The sequence below is a fragment of the Vibrio sp. SCSIO 43086 genome (assembly GCF_051132235.1).
Lineage (GTDB): Bacteria > Pseudomonadota > Gammaproteobacteria > Enterobacterales > Vibrionaceae > Vibrio > Vibrio diabolicus.
This window is the reverse complement of the sequence record NZ_CP072678.1, coordinates 797,251-814,046: the sequence shown is the minus strand read 5'-3', so window position 1 is coordinate 814,046 and position 16,796 is coordinate 797,251. Positions and strand designations below refer to the sequence as shown.

15 protein-coding genes are annotated in these 16,796 nt (G+C 43.5%); 6 read left to right on the top strand and 9 right to left on the bottom strand.

What is annotated here, in order from left to right; genetic code table 11:
- Positions 1–60: 60 nt before the first annotated feature.
- Both J8Z23_RS19785 and J8Z23_RS19780 read right to left on the bottom strand, forming a co-directional pair.
- The gene (locus J8Z23_RS19785; RefSeq protein WP_434635807.1) at positions 61–942 is read right to left on the bottom strand and encodes a LysR family transcriptional regulator; all 882 of its coding nucleotides are present in this window, start codon (positions 940–942) and stop codon (positions 61–63) included.
- 155 nt (positions 943–1,097) lie between these two features.
- Positions 1,098–2,306, bottom strand: a complete 1,209-nt coding sequence (locus J8Z23_RS19780; protein WP_434635806.1) for an MFS transporter — start codon at positions 2,304–2,306, stop codon at positions 1,098–1,100.
- Between the two features lie 201 nt (positions 2,307–2,507).
- Here J8Z23_RS19780 and soxR point away from each other — a divergent pair, with 201 nt between their 5' ends.
- On the top strand, positions 2,508–2,939 hold the full coding sequence (soxR, locus tag J8Z23_RS19775; protein WP_005392679.1) for a redox-sensitive transcriptional activator SoxR: 432 nt from the start codon (positions 2,508–2,510) through the stop codon (positions 2,937–2,939).
- Positions 2,940–2,948: 9 nt separating this feature from the next.
- On the opposite strand, the gene J8Z23_RS19770 is transcribed toward soxR, so the two are convergent.
- Together J8Z23_RS19770 and J8Z23_RS19765 are read right to left on the bottom strand one after the other, a co-directional pair.
- Positions 2,949–3,344: a DUF2391 family protein gene (locus tag J8Z23_RS19770; protein WP_005373896.1), complete on the bottom strand. Its 396-nt coding sequence runs from the start codon at positions 3,342–3,344 to the stop codon at positions 2,949–2,951.
- Between the two features lie 13 nt (positions 3,345–3,357).
- Positions 3,358–4,203, bottom strand: coding sequence for a tetratricopeptide repeat protein (locus tag J8Z23_RS19765; RefSeq protein WP_005392681.1), 846 nt, complete (start codon positions 4,201–4,203; stop codon positions 3,358–3,360).
- A 202-nt stretch (positions 4,204–4,405) separates the two neighbouring features.
- Here J8Z23_RS19765 and J8Z23_RS19760 point away from each other — a divergent pair, with 202 nt between their 5' ends.
- Positions 4,406–4,876, top strand: a complete 471-nt coding sequence (locus J8Z23_RS19760) for an ASCH domain-containing protein (protein WP_434635805.1) — start codon at positions 4,406–4,408, stop codon at positions 4,874–4,876.
- A gap of 50 nt (positions 4,877–4,926) precedes the next feature.
- Here the strand turns inward: J8Z23_RS19760 and J8Z23_RS19755 are convergent, their stop codons facing one another.
- Positions 4,927–5,514, bottom strand: coding sequence for a class I SAM-dependent methyltransferase (locus J8Z23_RS19755; RefSeq protein WP_434635804.1), 588 nt, complete (start codon positions 5,512–5,514; stop codon positions 4,927–4,929).
- Between the two features lie 89 nt (positions 5,515–5,603).
- Positions 5,604–7,121, bottom strand: a complete 1,518-nt coding sequence (locus J8Z23_RS19750; RefSeq protein WP_046873810.1) for a phospholipase D family protein — start codon at positions 7,119–7,121, stop codon at positions 5,604–5,606.
- A gap of 518 nt (positions 7,122–7,639) precedes the next feature.
- On the opposite strand from J8Z23_RS19750, the gene J8Z23_RS19745 reads away from it, so the two are divergent.
- The 4 genes from J8Z23_RS19745 to J8Z23_RS19730 all read left to right on the top strand — a co-directional run bounded on the left by J8Z23_RS19745 (position 7,640) and on the right by J8Z23_RS19730 (position 13,795).
- Positions 7,640–8,797: an efflux RND transporter periplasmic adaptor subunit gene (locus J8Z23_RS19745; RefSeq protein WP_006741362.1), complete on the top strand. Its 1,158-nt coding sequence runs from the start codon at positions 7,640–7,642 to the stop codon at positions 8,795–8,797.
- 13 nt (positions 8,798–8,810) lie between these two features.
- Positions 8,811–11,963, top strand: coding sequence for an efflux RND transporter permease subunit (locus J8Z23_RS19740; protein WP_301658754.1), 3,153 nt, complete (start codon positions 8,811–8,813; stop codon positions 11,961–11,963).
- Positions 11,964–12,305: 342 nt separating this feature from the next.
- Entirely contained in the window at positions 12,306–12,572 is a 267-nt protein-coding gene (locus J8Z23_RS19735; RefSeq protein WP_046873807.1) for a hypothetical protein, read from the top strand.
- 389 nt (positions 12,573–12,961) lie between these two features.
- A complete protein-coding gene (locus J8Z23_RS19730) occupies positions 12,962–13,795 on the top strand; it encodes a DNAase (protein WP_074189829.1) in 834 nt (277 codons plus the stop codon).
- A gap of 534 nt (positions 13,796–14,329) precedes the next feature.
- On the opposite strand, the gene J8Z23_RS19725 is transcribed toward J8Z23_RS19730, so the two are convergent.
- Genes J8Z23_RS19725 through J8Z23_RS19715 form a run of 3 tightly spaced genes read right to left on the bottom strand, consistent with a single transcriptional unit; the run spans position 14,330 to position 16,796 of the window.
- Positions 14,330–14,989, bottom strand: a complete 660-nt coding sequence (locus J8Z23_RS19725) for an HAD family hydrolase (protein WP_134645433.1) — start codon at positions 14,987–14,989, stop codon at positions 14,330–14,332.
- A gap of 2 nt (positions 14,990–14,991) precedes the next feature.
- Positions 14,992–16,011 carry an ABC transporter ATP-binding protein gene (locus J8Z23_RS19720; RefSeq protein ID WP_301658755.1) on the bottom strand — a complete coding sequence of 340 codons (1,020 nt, stop codon included), beginning with the start codon at positions 16,009–16,011 and terminating at the stop codon, positions 14,992–14,994.
- Positions 16,008–16,796, bottom strand: coding sequence for an ABC transporter permease (locus tag J8Z23_RS19715; protein WP_074189833.1), 789 nt, complete (start codon positions 16,794–16,796; stop codon positions 16,008–16,010). The genes J8Z23_RS19720 and J8Z23_RS19715 overlap by 4 nt, the downstream gene beginning before the upstream one ends.

Genomic DNA, 16,796 nt, shown 5'->3' with positions numbered 1-16,796 from the left:
AGATTGATTTAGGAAACCGAATGCTTATTTGTTAGGCAGGTATAACTTCAAGTTATACCTTTAAACCATCTGTTGTTTTAGGGCGGTGATAAATTGCTTTGTCGCAATGGATTGAGGCGTGTGCTCTGCGAATAAAATAGAGACAGAGAAGGACATGTTTGGCTCCAAAGCATGCACGGAGACGGCATTATCTTGGCGATATTGTTTTGCAGTCCATGGGTCTACAATGGCGAACCCTGCTTGGTGTTTCACCAGTTCAGCCGCTGCGGAGTAGCTGCGCACGGTGATGGCATGTTGATAATGCTCGTCACGCGCCGATAAGGTTTGATGCAGCAATAAGCCCAGAGGGTCTCGGCTATCTAAACCGATAATGGATAAATCGTCACTGATGAGTTCTTCTAAAATGACGGTTTTTTCTGCGGGTATCGCTGCGCTTTTAGGAGCGATCAGTGCTAAGTTTTCTTTCAATAACACGTGCCCCATAAGCGCTGGTGGTGTTTCTTCACCAAAAGCGATAGCGACATCCAATTCATGTTTCAGCAACCCAGAGCACAGTTCATCGCGATTGGCCGTTAATAGCTCAAAGGAGATGCCGTGTTCTTTCGACAACAACGCGACAGTCGGCGCTAACAAGTGTGCGGCCAAAACAGGCGGGGCACCGACTCGTAAATGTTGAGTTCCCTGTTTGACTTTGTTGGTCAGAGAACGAAATTGTCCGAGTTGTTGATAGACTTTTTCTGCCTCTGGCAATAAGGCTTTGGCTTCTTGAGTGGGAACGAGACGCCCCTTTACACGCTCAAATAAAGCGAAGCTCAGTTGTTGCTCTGTATGGGCGAGAACTCGAGTGACATTAGGTTGGGAAACGTGCAGTAAGCGAGCCGCGCCTGACACCGTTCCTGCTTGCATAATGGCGTAAAAGACTTCCAATTGTCTTAAGTTCACTGCGAATTCCTTCTGCTCATGTTGGTCGCCTCAGAATACCCAACCTTGCTGATGAGCGATAGAGAAAAAAGTACTGGTGTAGAAAATTAGGAAGACGATTTTGGTTATCTTCTTATCTCGCTTTTTCAATTTCTCAACTTCTCAATTTCTATGCTTCACTTTGCCGCTGCATGAAGGGGCAGGTCGTTAAACGGCTCGACGTCTCGGCTGAGTAATCCCATCAATACCACTGCTAACACCATGACAACAGCTGCTATTGCAAAACCGTATTGTGTTAGCTCGTAATGACTCAACATCGCGATTAATACATAACTAAGAGATTGAATGGTGGTGGAAAACATGCTGATGCCGCCATCAACACGACCTCGTTGATGAACCGCTACGGTGTGATGCATCCAGTTGACTCTCGCAATGCGATTCAGCGCGTTAAATACGCCAAACAGTGCCGTAAACAACAAGATGATGAGGGGACTCATTGAAAAACTCATCCCGATTAACGTCAGAGATACCATAACCATCGAAGCAAACATAATGTGGCTATGGGAGGCGCGACTCAGCACTTTGGTGACAATGAAACCAGTTAGCAACGAGCCGAGACCAAAACTGATGTTGAACCCTGCAAACCAATCGCCAGAGATGCCTTGTTCAGAAAACCAAATCGGCACCAATTTGCTCAAATACGTCAATGCAGGATAAGAGAGACAAGAGAGCAGAATAAAGCCATAAAAGCGGGGTTCGAGACGGAATATTTGTTGGCTCTCTTTGAGTTGTGCGATGAAAGCGACAGATTTTGATGCCCTTAATTGTTGGGTATACGGCGTCAGAATATAAAACATCGCCGCCAAAGCGGATGCGCTGGCTGCAAACAAAGCAAACTCTTTCATTCCCCACATTTCTAGCAAAACAATACCCAACGCACCAGCTCCTAGGGTCGTGGATTGCATTACAATTTCTTGCTGACCCGAAATTTTTGCGTATTCGTGATGCTGATAATTTTCTTGGGTGAAGGCGTTGTTGGTCGTCCATGCAAAGTTACTCGAAACCCAATACACCAATTGCGCAAAAGCCAGCAGCCAGTGGGACTCAAAACCCAACCAATAAGCAATGAACACCACCAAAGCCATGCCCGATTGAATCCATTGATTGAGCACGAGGAGTGCTTTGCGTGAGTGTCGGTCAACTAAAGTGGAAAAGAAAGGCGTTGCCAGAAAAGAAATCGCGGTGCAGCTCAGAGAAACTAAAGCGACGAATGTACTCATGTTAGGTTCGGAAAGCATGACCCATGGCAGTGCCATCATGAACAAGCCAGATGAGATACTGTCGAAGAAGCGGCCAGCTAAGTACGGCTGAGTTTTATTTTTCATTATGTTTGCCTCAAGTTCCCTTTGGATTTCAAAACGTTGGCTTATAACGGTGCTGTGTTTGTCAACAAACTTGTTCATTCCGAACGCATTATTTCGAGACCATCTGGGTTTAGCGTTAATTAAGATGGTGCAACTTTAAAACCTCAAGTAAACTTGAGGTAAAGCATTTTTTTAACAAAATTGATACACAGGGAGTCAAGGATGGAAATCAGTGTAGGAGAAGTGGCAAAACGTTCCGGAGTGAAGGTCTCTGCCCTGCATTTTTATGAACAAAAAGGACTGATTTCGAGCTGGAGAAATCAAGGCAATCAGCGCCGCTACCACCGTAGCGTTTTGCGCCGTGTTGCGGTGATTAAAGCGGCGCAGCAAGTGGGGTTGTCGTTAGAAGAAATCAAACATGCGCTAGATGAGCTGCCGAAACATCAAGCGCCAAACAAACAGCAATGGGAAGTCATGGCGAGCCATTGGCATGAACAGTTGGAGCAAAAAATTCAAAAGCTCAAAGCCCTGCAAAACGATTTGGGCGGATGCATTGGCTGCGGGTGTTTGTCGTTAGAAACCTGCGCACTGCGAAACCCAGAAGATGTGTTAGGCAAAGACCACTCGGGTTCTAACTTAACGTTAGAAGAGTAGGTGTTATTCCTATTCTTTGTCGAAACTGTCCACCACAATCGCGCCCATTGACGCCGGCATTGTGATGACGATGACCCGTTTTATCGCAACCAAAGGCTCATTCATTAGTGGCAGCTTATCAAGACAGAAAAGAACTAACGCCACCACAACGGCCGCAATGAGGTACGCGATAACCACACGAAAAATAAAAATGGATACGCGATTTTTTATGTGGCTTTGGAACACGCTTTGATAGGCGAAAAAACTGAGGAAAATGACAGAAAGGCTTAACAGCATGAGCAGGTTTGCCATTGGCAAGCTTTCACCCAGTCGCCACGCCTCTTCAGAAAAAGAGATGGGGACGGCGAGGGCAAAAGCGCCAACCAACACTTGGCTGGCGTCTTCTAAGTTAAAGTGACTACTCATGCTGCTCATTCCATTATTCGTTTGCTAGGTGTAAGAGCTTTTCAAAGCGCTCGTTACCATGCAGCAATTCGAGGTCTCGCTCTTCGGCAAGCAAGTCACGAATAGATGGGCTGTATTCAATAGCGCGTTCCAAGTCTTCAATGGCTTGCTCTTCAATGCCAAGACGAGAGTATGCACAAGCACGTTGATACAGTGCAGGACCATTGGTGTAATCGACTTCAAGTACGCGGTTACAGATGCTCAGTGCCCAGTGGTATTCGTTGATTTCCATCGCGGCGTCTGCTTTGTAAGTCAACGCTTCTAAATCACCTGGGCGAATCAGCAAGATCTCGTCATAGATTTCAATACGTTGCTCTGGTGTTTGTGAGCTTTGCGCACGCAACCATAAGTTATGGATCTCGTTGATTTTCTCAATTTCTTTATTGTTTTCACTGATAATGCGAGTTTTACGTTTTAAATCTCGCTCCAGTGCTACAAATTTCTTCTCGTATTCTTGGGCAATCTTTTCTAATCGTTTATCCGCCATCTCTTTGGTGTTGTGTTTAAACTCACGCAGAGATTGCCAGCCTACAAAGGCGATCAGCGATGCGACACCTGCGATGATGTAGAAGAAGTAGGTTACGGTCACGTTGGCATAGTTCAACGATTTATCCGCAACCGTCAGCTCACGGTCGGTGATCTCTGTGATCATTCGTTTTTCTAGGCTCTGATAGTCCTGACGCAGTGCTTTTAGCTCATCTAAAATATAGCGTTCCATTAATGGTCTATCTAACAGATCCGATTCTGAATACTTTTCGTCCGATGCCATTGTCGGCAAGGCAAGTATCAGCGAGAAAAAAATACCAATAAATAAGCGCATATAACGTCCTTTCACGAGAAGAGTACAGATAGACCATGCAACAATAGCAAATAGCACAAACGTTTAGCAAAGTTATTACAAAAGAAATAATTGTCGTCTACGTAAAAGTCATATTCTTGTTGTTTTTCAGTTTGTTCCTGGTGGTTATTTGCCGTGATATCTTTTATCCTCCTTGCGAATTTATGATTAATGGAGTGAGAGCATGGACGCGCGAGCTAAGGATTACTTAGAGCAGTATCTAAAATTATTATCACCAGAACAAAGAGCAGCCGTACCATCAGTTAGTGCTGACTATTATTGTGCCGATGAATACAACGCCAACGTATGCGCCGATTTGGTTCGAATTGGACAGAAAACCGTCTCTTGCAGTATGGAGCTTTGGTATCGAGAGCATGGCGAAAGCATGCCCCAAGTCGGTCATTTACAAGTAGTGACGAATTGGGATGGGGACCCAGTTTGCGTGATACGAATTACTGACGTAAGTACATGCAAATATGAGGATGTAACCGCAGAGTTTGCCTACGCAGAAGGCGAAGGTGATAGAACCTTAAACTGGTGGCGTGACGCGCATACTGCATTTTTTAAAGCTGAATGCGATGAGTTGAACATAGATTGGCATGAGAAACGTACGCTAGTTTTGGAGCGTTTTGAAGTGGTGTATTCAGTCAATTAATCGCTGATAGCAGCACTGATTTGAAGTGCTGCTTTCTTGAGAGACCGCTTTTAGCGCTTGCGAGCGGTCACACTAAACATGTGCCAGTGTTTTGGGCTTCCGACTACCGTGGTTCCGTCTTCATCTCTTTCATTCAATGAAATGAGTTCGTAATCTTCGAATAAACTTTCCACTTCCTTTTTCGTTAATGCGGTAATGTTCGGATGCATTTCTGATGCAACCCAGGAGTCTTTTACTCCTAAGAAATCACCGCAAAAGATACCGCCAGGTTGTAAGGCACTGTCTATTTTGGTCCAAACTTGCTCAAAGCCTTCATCCGGGCAAAAGAACAAACTGGCATTCGCGATAACCAGGCTGCATTGAGGGTAGTCAAACTCAGTAAAACAGCACTGTGAAATTGAGAAACGCTTCTGGCCTTCAAAGCGTGTTAAACAAGTTTTTACTGCATCTTCATGGCTATCAAATGCGTGAACGTTAAACCCCTGTTCGAGGAGGAAATGACTGTCTCGACCTATTCCGCAGCCAATATCAAGAGCGACTTTGCTCTCGAGTTTCAATAGGTTTACGGCATTTTCTACGTTTGGGCGGTGAGGTTGGTTTAAAATTTTCTGATAGTACTCGTTCCATTGTGCTGACATTGAACTTCCTTGTATTTATTGTGTTTCCCCAAATCTAGTGTCCATTCTTGTCTTGCTTTATCGGGGAGGTTTTGAAACATTGGCAATTGTTATAGCTGATCTTCAATTGGCAATATACCGGAGAACCAAGCGCCCATTTTTCGCCATACTCCGGCCTCTGGTTCAGAATCATATTCTTTGCCTGTTTTTATGTCGGTCCAGACAATGTCTCCGTCGCGCAGAGTTAAGGCATAGGCGTTATTCGACAATTGATTCGGCAGTTGTTCTAGAAACATTTGCACATATTCTGGCTGTTCGATAACAACGGCCATTTCGGTATTCAAAGCGGCTGAACGTGGATCCCAGTTCATCGAGCCAACAAACAGAGTTTTGTCATCAATCGTCATTGCTTTTGCGTGTAAACTTGCTCTGCTGCTCCCCGTGAGGCTCCACTTGCTTTTGAGTTTCGCGCTTGCTTTTACTTCCCATAGCTTGACCCCAGCTTCGAGTAGGTCTGTTCGATATTTTGCGTACCAACCATGCACGGCAAACACGTCGTTAGAGGCGAGACTATTGGTCACAATCGTGATATCAACGCCTCGCTTGGCCGCGTTACTCAATGCTTGTGTGCCGACTTCGGTTGGGACGAAATAGGGGGAGATAAGAACAAATGAATGTTCAACACTTTTAACCAGCTCCGTTAAATTATCAATAAGTTGGCTCTCTCGGGTCGCAACTTTATCGGGTAAGTCAAACCATACTTTTGCTTCTCCCCAGTAGAGCTTGAGATTGCCTTGTTTGAGAGCTTGGTACATATCCAGTTTAGTGAAGTCATAACGGCCGGTTGAGAACTTTTCCTCTAGCTGGAGTTTGTCGACCTGCTTTTGAATCGCCAGGTCAGTAATTTGCTGTGAGTCCGGTGTTATCCATTCCATTGGTATCGCATAGGCGCTATTCCAATAGAGGTCGAACTGATCTGCAGTTTGTTGTACCGCCTCACCATAGAGCAGTAGATCAAAATCACCAAATTCGACTTGTGATTCAAAAGAAAAGTACTCATTGCCGATATTCCTACCCCCGACAATGGCAGAAACACTGTCTGCAATCAGAGATTTATTGTGCATACGGCGATTAAGACGTTCAAAGTCACTGGCAAGTGCGAACCAGCGGGAGTCGCGATACTGATGCGGATTGAATAAGCGGATTTCGATATTAGGATGTGCATTGAGGGCAGCCATCACGTCATCGTTTCGCTTTTGCATATCGTCAAGCAACAGCCTTACTCGGACTCCACGCTTTGCAGCTTCATACAAGCGCCACGTTATTAGCTGACTCGTTTCGTCACCACGGTAAATATAGTATTGAAGATCAAGGCTTTTTTGTGCGGACTCGATTAGAGAGGTGCGAGCAAGAAGGGCATCGTGTCCTTGATTTAAAGGAGAAAAGCCAGTGATTGACTTTGGGTCTTTCCCGTAAGCTTCAAAGTACTGTGCAAGCACAGAGTCACCTTGATACCCAAGTTGGAAGCTAGTGGATTTTTCACTGGGATCGTTCAATGACACGGATGAACATGCCGATAAAATTGTGAATAAAGAAGGGAAGAGCAGCTTAGCGAGTGTATGTAACAAAGTACATTTCCTTGTCTTACAGAGTGTTACTTATCAGAAATTATAGACCTAAGTTGCCGCAGCGTGCATCCAACAAGGTTGGATAACGGGCTATTAATCAATGAATTGTCATGTTCTCGGGATTAAGTTCACCTTTTTGAACGCAGATAATCATTTATTTTAATTATGATTGTGTCTGAATTGGTCATAATCACTAATATCTGGTGATTATGACCAATAGCACACTGGTTAAAATAGTTGAGTAATAATAACTATTTGAATTTTAATAAATAAATGCCTGGCACGTCCCTTGCTATTTAAAAGAAGAGTTAAGTCAGGGCAACTTGCGAAGTTGGTTAATTTTTTGTTAATTTTATTAACTTTGAATTGGCAATAACTCTGTAGTTAGCAACCGAAAAAGCAAGGTACGCGCTGCTTTGACGTCTATTCAAATGTAATTCCCTCACCATCATGCTTACAGGGAGTCAAAGATTTAATAAAAGCATGGTGATGAAAACAACAATAAAAAAGGATTTTCGATGTTAGCAAAACCCGTATTACGTTGGCTTTTACCTTTCGTTGTCGTTGGTGGCTCTTATGCAGGATATGCCGCAATCGCCGCGACAGCTCCGGAAAAAGAGTCAACTAAAGATGCCATTACAGAGCCTACCGTTCAGGCTTCTTCTCTTTTTCCTACCGATCATAAAGTGGTGATAACCAGCCATGGTGAGTTAGTCCCTTTTGAAAAAACACACCTTTCCGCGCAAGTCAGTGGTGAAGTGATAAGTTGGCACCCTAATTTTGTAACGGGTGGGATCGTGAAACGGGGAGAAGTGCTGTTCACGATTGAAAGTGACAACTACGAAGCGTCGGTTTTGCAAGCCGAAGCCAATTTAGCTAGCGCACGTGCGAGCTTGATTGAGGAGCAAGCCAAAGCGGAAGTAGCAAAACGCCAGGCTAAGAGACTGAGCGATAAGCAAGTGACAGACCTGTATTTACGTAAGCCTCACGTTTTGAGCGCGCAAGCGCAAGTGAAGTCGGCTCAAGCAGCACTCAAACGAGCAAAAAGAGATTTAGAAAATTGCAAAGTCGTTGCACCTTACGATGCGCTGGTTGTTGAGCGTGATATTGGTGTTGGTCAATTTGTTACATCTGGCTCTCGAGTTGCCACGCTAAACAACATTGAAGTGGCGGAGGTGCACGTACCAATTGCCGGTTTTGATAGTGCATTTTTACCCGAATCCATTGGTGAGCTCACTGCGACAGTAACGCAGCAAGGTGTGTTTTCTACCACTAGAGAAGGTCGAGTGGTTCGTGATTTAGGCATGATTGATAGCGCTACCCGAATGATTAACATGGTCATTCAAATCGCTGACCCATATGGTATTGATAATCAGCAGCCTCCAATTAAATTTGGCTCCTACGTTGAAGTGAGCTTCACAGGTAAGGAGCTAAAGCATATCTATCGCCTGCCACAGGAATTAGTCAAAAATCGCACGGTATGGGTAGTGAATGGTGAGAATCAACTTCAACCTCGGACGGTAACGGTCTTGAGAGCAGAAGGTGAGTTTTTACTCGTGGGGGAAGGCTTAGAGCAAAGTGATAAGTTGGTACTTACCTTGCCGGAGTACCCTCAAAAAGGCATGGCGGTACAAATCGCAAAAAAGAGTGACGACTCCGAAACCGTCGTACAGTAAGTAGGAGTTTGTCATGGAAGATACTAAACAAAAGGGCTTAATTGCCTATTTTGCGAATAACCCCGTCGCTGCCAACCTTTTGATGGTGTTCATCATCATCATGGGTGTGGTGAGTTTTCTCTTTATTCAAAGGCAGATGTTTCCGAATATTGAGGTGAACTACATTGATGTTCGTGCGACTTATCCTGGCGCTTCACCTCAAGAAATTGAAGAAAGCATTCTCGTTAAGGTTGAGGAATCGATTAAAGATGTCACCGGGATTAAAAAAACGGTCTCAACGGCCTCTAGAGGTAGCGCGTATGTCTCTATCGAGGTAGACGTTAATGCTGATATCAAGCGTGTCTTGGATGATGTAAATCAACGCATTGATACTTTATCCAACTTACCTGCCGGTATGGAACCGATCAATGTCTACCAAGTTGAGTGGCGCCAAGATGTAATCGAAATGGGGTTAGTTGGGGACCGACCGCTTGAAGAGCTCAAACCCATTGCTAAGCAAGTCGAGGATGAATTACTTCAACTCAAAAATGTCATGTTGGTGTATTTGAGTGCACCAGAGGAAGAGATAGCGATTGAAGTTGATCCACTCGTTCTTCGTAAATACGACTTGACGTTGAGCGATATCAGCAGCGCGATCAGTCGTTATTCTGCCAACTTTTCTGCGGGCGAAGTCAAAACAAACTCAGGGATGATCGCAGTAAGGATTGAAAATCAGTACTACCGTGGTGATGAATTTAGGAATATTCCTGTAAAGCTTGGCGCAAATGGTGCGAAGGTTTTACTGCAAGATATCGCCACGATCAAAGATGGCTTTACGGAAGAAGAGCGCTACTTTGAATACTCAGGGCAAAATGCGATCTACATGTCTGTTGAAGCGACTCGTGATCAGAACATTATCCCTGTTGCCGAGTCTGTTCGTAATTATATCGAAGCAAAAAACAAGACATTGCCGCAGGACGTTAAGCTCAAAGTCTTAGTGGATACGACCTATTATTTAAATGGTCGTCTCGACATGATGTTGAAAAACTTGCTGCAAGGCGCAGCTTTAGTGGCGATTATGCTGACCATTTTCTTGCGCTTTCGCTTGGCAATGTGGGTAATGATTGGGCTGCCAGTGTGTTTTCTTGGCGCGGTGATGATGATGCCTGCATTAGGGATCACGGTAAACATCGTATCTCTTTTCGCCTTCATTATGGTGCTCGGTATTGTGGTCGATGACGCCATCGTGATGGGAGAGAGCGCCTACAGCGAAATTGAAGAAAAAGGCGGTGGCGTCGAAAATGTGGTTCGCGGCGTCAAACGTGTTGCCACGCCAGCTACTTTTGGTGTTTTGACCACAATTGCCGTGTTTGCCCCTTTCTTGTTGTCTAGCGGTATTGACAGTGCTTTCTTCTATGGTATCGCGGGTGTTGTGATTCTTTGTTTGATCTTCAGTTTGATTGAATCAAAGTTAATCCTTCCTGCTCACCTCGCACATACCCACTTTAAGCCAGTTAAACCTGGTGGCTGGCGTGACCGATTTAACCAACGCTTTTTTGGCTTTGTAAACGGCACTTATCGTAATTTTGTCACGACATGTACGCATTGGCGCTGGACAGTGTTTGCTGTGTTTTGCGGTTTACTGCTGATCAGTGCGGCTTTGGTCAACGCGAATTATGTTCGGGTGATCCCTAACCCTAAAGTGCCTACTGATTATCCTGCGATCACTATTGAAATGAACGATACCGTTTCAAGTGAGCAAACAATCAGCGCTCTTAAGACCATCGAACGTGTGATGCAAAAAATTGAATCAGAGACCATCGCAGAACATGGTCAAGGCATGATTCGTGATGTGCTTTCGTACAACCGAAGCCGTACCGAAGGCCGTGTTTTAGTGCCATTGGTTGATGAGGAATTACGCCCGTTCAATACATTTGAACTTGCTCGACGTTGGCGTGAAGCTATGCCAGTTATTCCTGGAATGAAGAGCATCAAAATCCGCGAGCAGAGCGCGGGTGGCGGTGACAGAGATGAGTTTGGTTACTTGCTGTTTGGTTCTAATATTAATGAATTGAACGAGGCTGGGCGTTACTTGATAGAGCGTTTACAGCAGGAAGAAGGGCTATACGATATTTCATCTTCTATTGATTCAGGAAGCAAAGAAGTGCTCCTTTCTCTTGCGCCTGTAGCGTACGATCTCGGACTGGATCTCACCATGATCGCAGAGCAAGTGGGTGGCAGCTTCTACGGTGGTGAAGCACAGCGTCTTATTCGTGATGGTGAAGAAATCAAAGTTATGGTGCGTTACCCGCAACTGACACGTGAAGCATTTTCATCATTACGTTACGCTGTGATTACCACGCCAGCAGGTAAGAAGGTCATGCTGGGTGATGTGGTGAAGATTAACGAGCAGCCGGGCGTGAGTAGCATTCGACGTGAAGGTGGGTATCAAACCGTTTATGTCTATGGTTCGATAGACGAAGAATTGGTTGAACCTCAAGAAATCGTGAAGGTCATCGACGACAATATCTTACCGGACATGAAGCAAGCCTTCCCGAGTGTGAAAACGGAATTAGGTGGTGATATTGAAGAGCAGGCAGCGCAGCGTAATGAACAGATTTTGTTCTTTATTGCAGGCATGATCATCGTCTACATCTTGTTAGCCGTACCGTTAAAAAGTTATACCCAACCTTTGATTGTAATGTCAGTCATTCCATTTAGTCTGACGGGGGCGATTTGGGGCCACTTCTGGCTAGGTTTGGATATCAGTATGATGTCGACATTTGGTTTGATCGCCGCTGCTGGCGTGGTTATCAACGACTCTCTAGTTATGACAGATTACGTAAACCAAGTGAGAGAAAAGGGTATGAACATCAAACAAGCGGTGGTTGAAGCGGGCTGTGCACGCTTTCGAGCGATCACGCTCACCTCCATAACGACGTTTGCGGGTGTATTGCCGATTATGTTTGAAACGAGCTTGCAGGCGCGTTTTGTCATACCAATGGCTGTAGCTTTGGGCTTTGCGGTGTTGTACGCAACGGTTCTGACTTTAGTGCTGGTGCCTTGTTTGTATTTAATGCTTGAAGATATTAAAAATATTTTCAGATCGATTAAGGGGTTTATTCATCGCTTTATCAATCGTTTCAGAAAGTCGCCAGTGACGTCGAGCGTTGAAGTAAATATATAGAGTTAACAAGCTTGATGTTAACGATTAGGAGCAGCCTTCGGGCTGCTTTTTTATTTCTGTATTTTGATTCAAAGCAGTTCTAGAGTGGGTTGTTACGTAATTTATTCGATGAAAGAACAGCGAGAAAATCTCCTGATAAGTTATTCTTTTTATGAATACCCTTTGCGTGTTTGATTTCCTTGGTTAATTTAACACTTGGTTAGCGAAATTTACCAGATGGAGATAATGATGAATATATGGGCTTGATTAAGTTATTGAAAAATAACAAAATAAAAGTTGGCATCGTATGTGCAATATATAAATTGTAACTAAAACGAACTGCTAATCCTCAAGGAGCTTATTATGAAAAGCGTATTTCTATCTACTCTAAGTCTTATTGTTGTAATGTCATCACCAATCGCTGCTGCTAACACTTTAGACAAAGAGGAGTGGAGCTCAGATTTACGTCAGGACTTTTCTGAAATGAAGCATGAAGCTGTAGCAGATATTCAGCAAATGAATATGGATGCCATCCACGCACGCGATGAGCGTATCGTGAAAAACATTAAAGATGAGCAAGAACAGTTAGTAAAGGTAACGTGCCACAAAGAGAAAGCAAGCAAGTCATAACCGCCGATGAAGAGACTAACAGACGAAAATGAATCCAATACGAGTTCAGTGCTAGTTAGCAGTAAGCACTGACCTTGTTGCTCTACTTGCCAGCCTTTTAAGGCTGGCTTTTTTGTTTCTCATTTTATAGGTGGTCTCAGAGCCTCAAGCTTATTATCAATCGTTGGCGTGTTTGATGAGCTATCGCTGGAGCGGATGTAACTTTTAAAAGTGTAGATTTCAGTAAACTGGAGGCGATGTTAGATATTTTAAATTTAGAAAAGAGCCGTTCTCCTTTTTGACCTTCATCATACCTTAGTATGTGCCTTACCTTTACTTGAATTAGAACTCATATTGCAGGCTCTCGTTTAAAGGTATTGATGCATATTTAAAGAACAAGAGTTAGAAATATGGGCCTTATTAAAATTTGTAAAGATGGCTTTCGAGGAAAACCAGATTTTTCAAACTTGCTACATAATGTATTCCAGATAGATGACTTAGTATTGTCATTTGAGTGTCCGAACAATATATATGAAGGGCATGTATACCAAGATCTTGTGGAGTTAAAACAATTCGATGTTGACTCAAAAGAAGAACGGCATGAAAAGTTAATAAAATTGGCTTCTATTTATTTCTCATTTCAAAAAAAAATATTAAACCCTCTATTACCTATAAATAAACAAGGTGGTTTATATATTAGGCTAAGGATCAAGTCTGCCAATGAGAATATTAGATCTGTCAATCAATTATCTTCATTCATAGAAAAAGAGTATGTGGAGTTTTATCATGCTCTAGAGTCTCCTGAAGGATCTAAGAAAGGAGATCATACAGAGATGATGAATGATGCTAACGATTACGCAAATCATCGCTGGGGATTAGAGCCGATAAACGAAGAAAAAAAGAGAGCGAAAGAAGAGTTTCTCGTAGGAGAGTTTCTTCGCAGCTACCCCCCAATTAAATGCCAGGCTATTGATGTTGGAGAGAAAACGTACTCAAAATACGTAGAAGGTAACTTGGAGTATAAGAGGGACTATCGAAGAGTTTACAATTTGCATATCAAAAATGAGTTTTACTTTAGTATCGAGTTTTTATACGAAATCGAGCCTATGTTTGCTCAAAAAAAGTTTTTAGATTGGGTGAGAAGTGCTGATGAAACCTTTGAGAAAAAGGTGTTAGAGTTACTAGAATTGTCTCCGCTTGTTGATTCGTATACTACCTCCAAGGTAGAGAGATTGACCAAATAGAATTGATCCTGTGCGCTCTGACTTTCAACTTAAAGAAAAAAGCCCGCAAAGAATTTCCTCTGCGGGCGTAATAAAGGGCACCAAATTGGGTGTCTATTCATTTTGGAGGTGGTCGAACGTCCATATAAAACTGACAATAGGCTTGGTGAGAGGCTTACTACCAGCGCGACCAACGGAGCTAAAGTTAACATTGTTGCAATGATTGTTAAAATGTTAATTCTTCAATCAATGTTTTCATTATCGTTAGTCTGGATTGTGAATATGTTGTTCTATTGTTCCTGGAATGCTTGACTGTCGAATTTGAATGCATCATGAGATATAGATGACCCTTTCTTTATCCGTTTTGGTTATATAAATCTTGTCATATCACACTGCTAAATCTTCATTATTTTTAATAATTTGACATTAGTTGCGCCATTTTGTTACTGAAGTGTTTTAGTTTTCGATGGTCTCAAATTTGAGTTCACGTATAACCAGACAATTAAAGGGAAAGAGCAGCAGTTAGCTGCCCTTTATTGCTATAAAGACCGAAGGCTAATTCCAACGTAATAGCGTCCAATGTGATCGATTCGCGTGTTCTTTTAGGCGTGGGCATGGATTTACCAGGTAAGCGTAGTCCGCGTACTCACAGAGCGGCAAATCGTTGATTGAATCGGTATAGAAGTGGATTTCTGAATAAGGCTCAGCCTGATTTTCTAGCCACTGTTTTAAGCGTGTGACTTTACCTTCACGATAACTAGGGACACCGTCGATTTCAGCGGTATAACGGTTGTCTTTCTCGATTAAATCAATGCCAAGTGCGGTTGGAATATTAAGACGGTGACCAACGGCTTCCACCAAAAAAGTGACGCTGGCAGAGATGATAACCATCTCTATACCATCACGAGACAGTTGCTCAATCAGAGTTTTGGCTTGAGGAAACTGTTTAGGCAAAATATGGCTTTCAACACATTCTTCAACCAAGGCGTTTACTTCTTCAATCGGCATGTTTTCTAGCGGCTTCATGGAGAACGCTAGATAGTCTTCCATGTCCATTTTACCTTCAGAGTACAAGGCCATTAGACGCTGATCTTCCTTAATAAATAAAGGATCAGTCGCGATGCCTCTCTCAACCATAAACTCGTTCCAAATCATTGCGCAGTCAGCGTTTATTAGGGTTTCATCCATATCAAAAACATACAAAGGTTTGGACATGTTTAGGCTCTCACTGGTTGAATTTCGTTTAGGTTAAAGAGTAGCTCTAGTTGGCTGCCATTCGCTAGTAAGCGTTCTGAAGAGCGGTTAAGCAAGTCAACAGTGAGCTCACACTCTTCAACGTTCACTTGGTAGCGAATAACATTACCTAGAAGCTGGTGGTTGGTGATCGTACCTACTTGTGGCGCTGAGATGTGGCTATCATATTGACGACCTTGCTCTTTTACATATATAGACTCTGGGCGAATCGCTACTTTCCATTCGGTATCAATGTTGAAGAGTTGCTTGGCTTTATTGGCCTCTACAAGGTTGTAGTGTCCCATGAAACCGGCAACAAACTCGTTAGCAGGATGAGTATAAATTTCTTCAGGTGTTCCTGCTTGAACAATTTCCCCTTTACTCATTAGGAAGATACGATCAGACATAATCATCGCCTCTTCTTGGTCATGAGTTACGAAGATAGTGGTGAGATTCATCTCTTTCTGAATATCTCGGATTTGCTGACGAAGATGTTTGCGGATTTTGGCATCAAGCGCAGAAAGTGGCTCATCAAGCAATAATATGCGAGGTTTCACCACCAACGCTCGGGCGAGTGCGACACGCTGGCGCTGACCGCCAGAAAGTTGATGTGGATAGTGTTTTTCTTTACCTGCCAGATCCACCAGTTTGATGACTTTAGCCACTTCACGTCGAATATCATCATTCGAAAGCTTTTTCATTTTTAAGCCAAATGCTATGTTGCCTTCGACGGTCATATTGGGAAACAGCGCATACGATTGAAAGACCATCCCAATACCACGCTCTTGCGGGGCTTGATGCGTGATATCTTCTCCGTTTACCCAAATCTCGCCTCCATCGACAGGGTTAAGCCCAGCAAGGCTGCGAAGTAGTGTCGATTTACCACAACCGCTAGGGCCCAAAAGCGTAATGAATTCACCTTGCTCGATGTTAAAGTGAATGTCCTCAAATACGGTGTTATCATCAAAACGTTTAGCCAGATTTTTCGCTGTTACGTAGCTCATTGTTTGACTCCTCGGCTGAAACGACTTGCCAACCAAGTCAGGAAAAAAATAAATAGGAAGTAGGTCATCACTAAGGCAGACGTAAAGTGGCCGCTCGTCTGACGCATGTTATACAAGTAGATTTGCAGGGTTTCATAACGTGTGCCGACTAAAATATTGGCGAACACAAACTCTCCCAATAGAAATGAAAATGAAAGGAAAAGCGATGCCATCAATCCTTTTTTGAGGTTAGGTAAAATGACCATCAAAAACGCTTTGGTTGTGCTTGCCCCTAGCAAGTGTGCAGCATCCATTAAATCATTAAGGTTAATTGCTTCGAAGCTATTAGAAATCGCACGATACATGAACGGTAACGCGATGGTGAAATAAGTGCCTATTAAAATCCAAGGGGTACCGATAAGAGATATTTCACTGTCAGCATAAAGTTGAAGCAAGCCGACGGATGACACCACTGGTGGTACAGCGAATGGTAGCAAAATTAGTACGTTCATGAGCTTATCGAGCTTCGGGAAGTAGTAAAACACCACGAATATCGCTGGCAGAACCAGAAGCACACTGAGGGTTAGCGAAGCAATACAAATAAACAGCGAACGCCCAAACGCTTGCAAAAAACGTGGGTCGGTCAGCAATTTAACGTACCAATCAAAAGTGAAACCATCCGGAAGCACCGTGGCGCCCCAGCGTGATGAAAGCGAATAGACAAAGGTCGCTAAAATCGGGATGAGCATGATCCCAACAATGGAATAAACCACTGTTTTATGGAATCGAGTATTAACGTTGTGCAT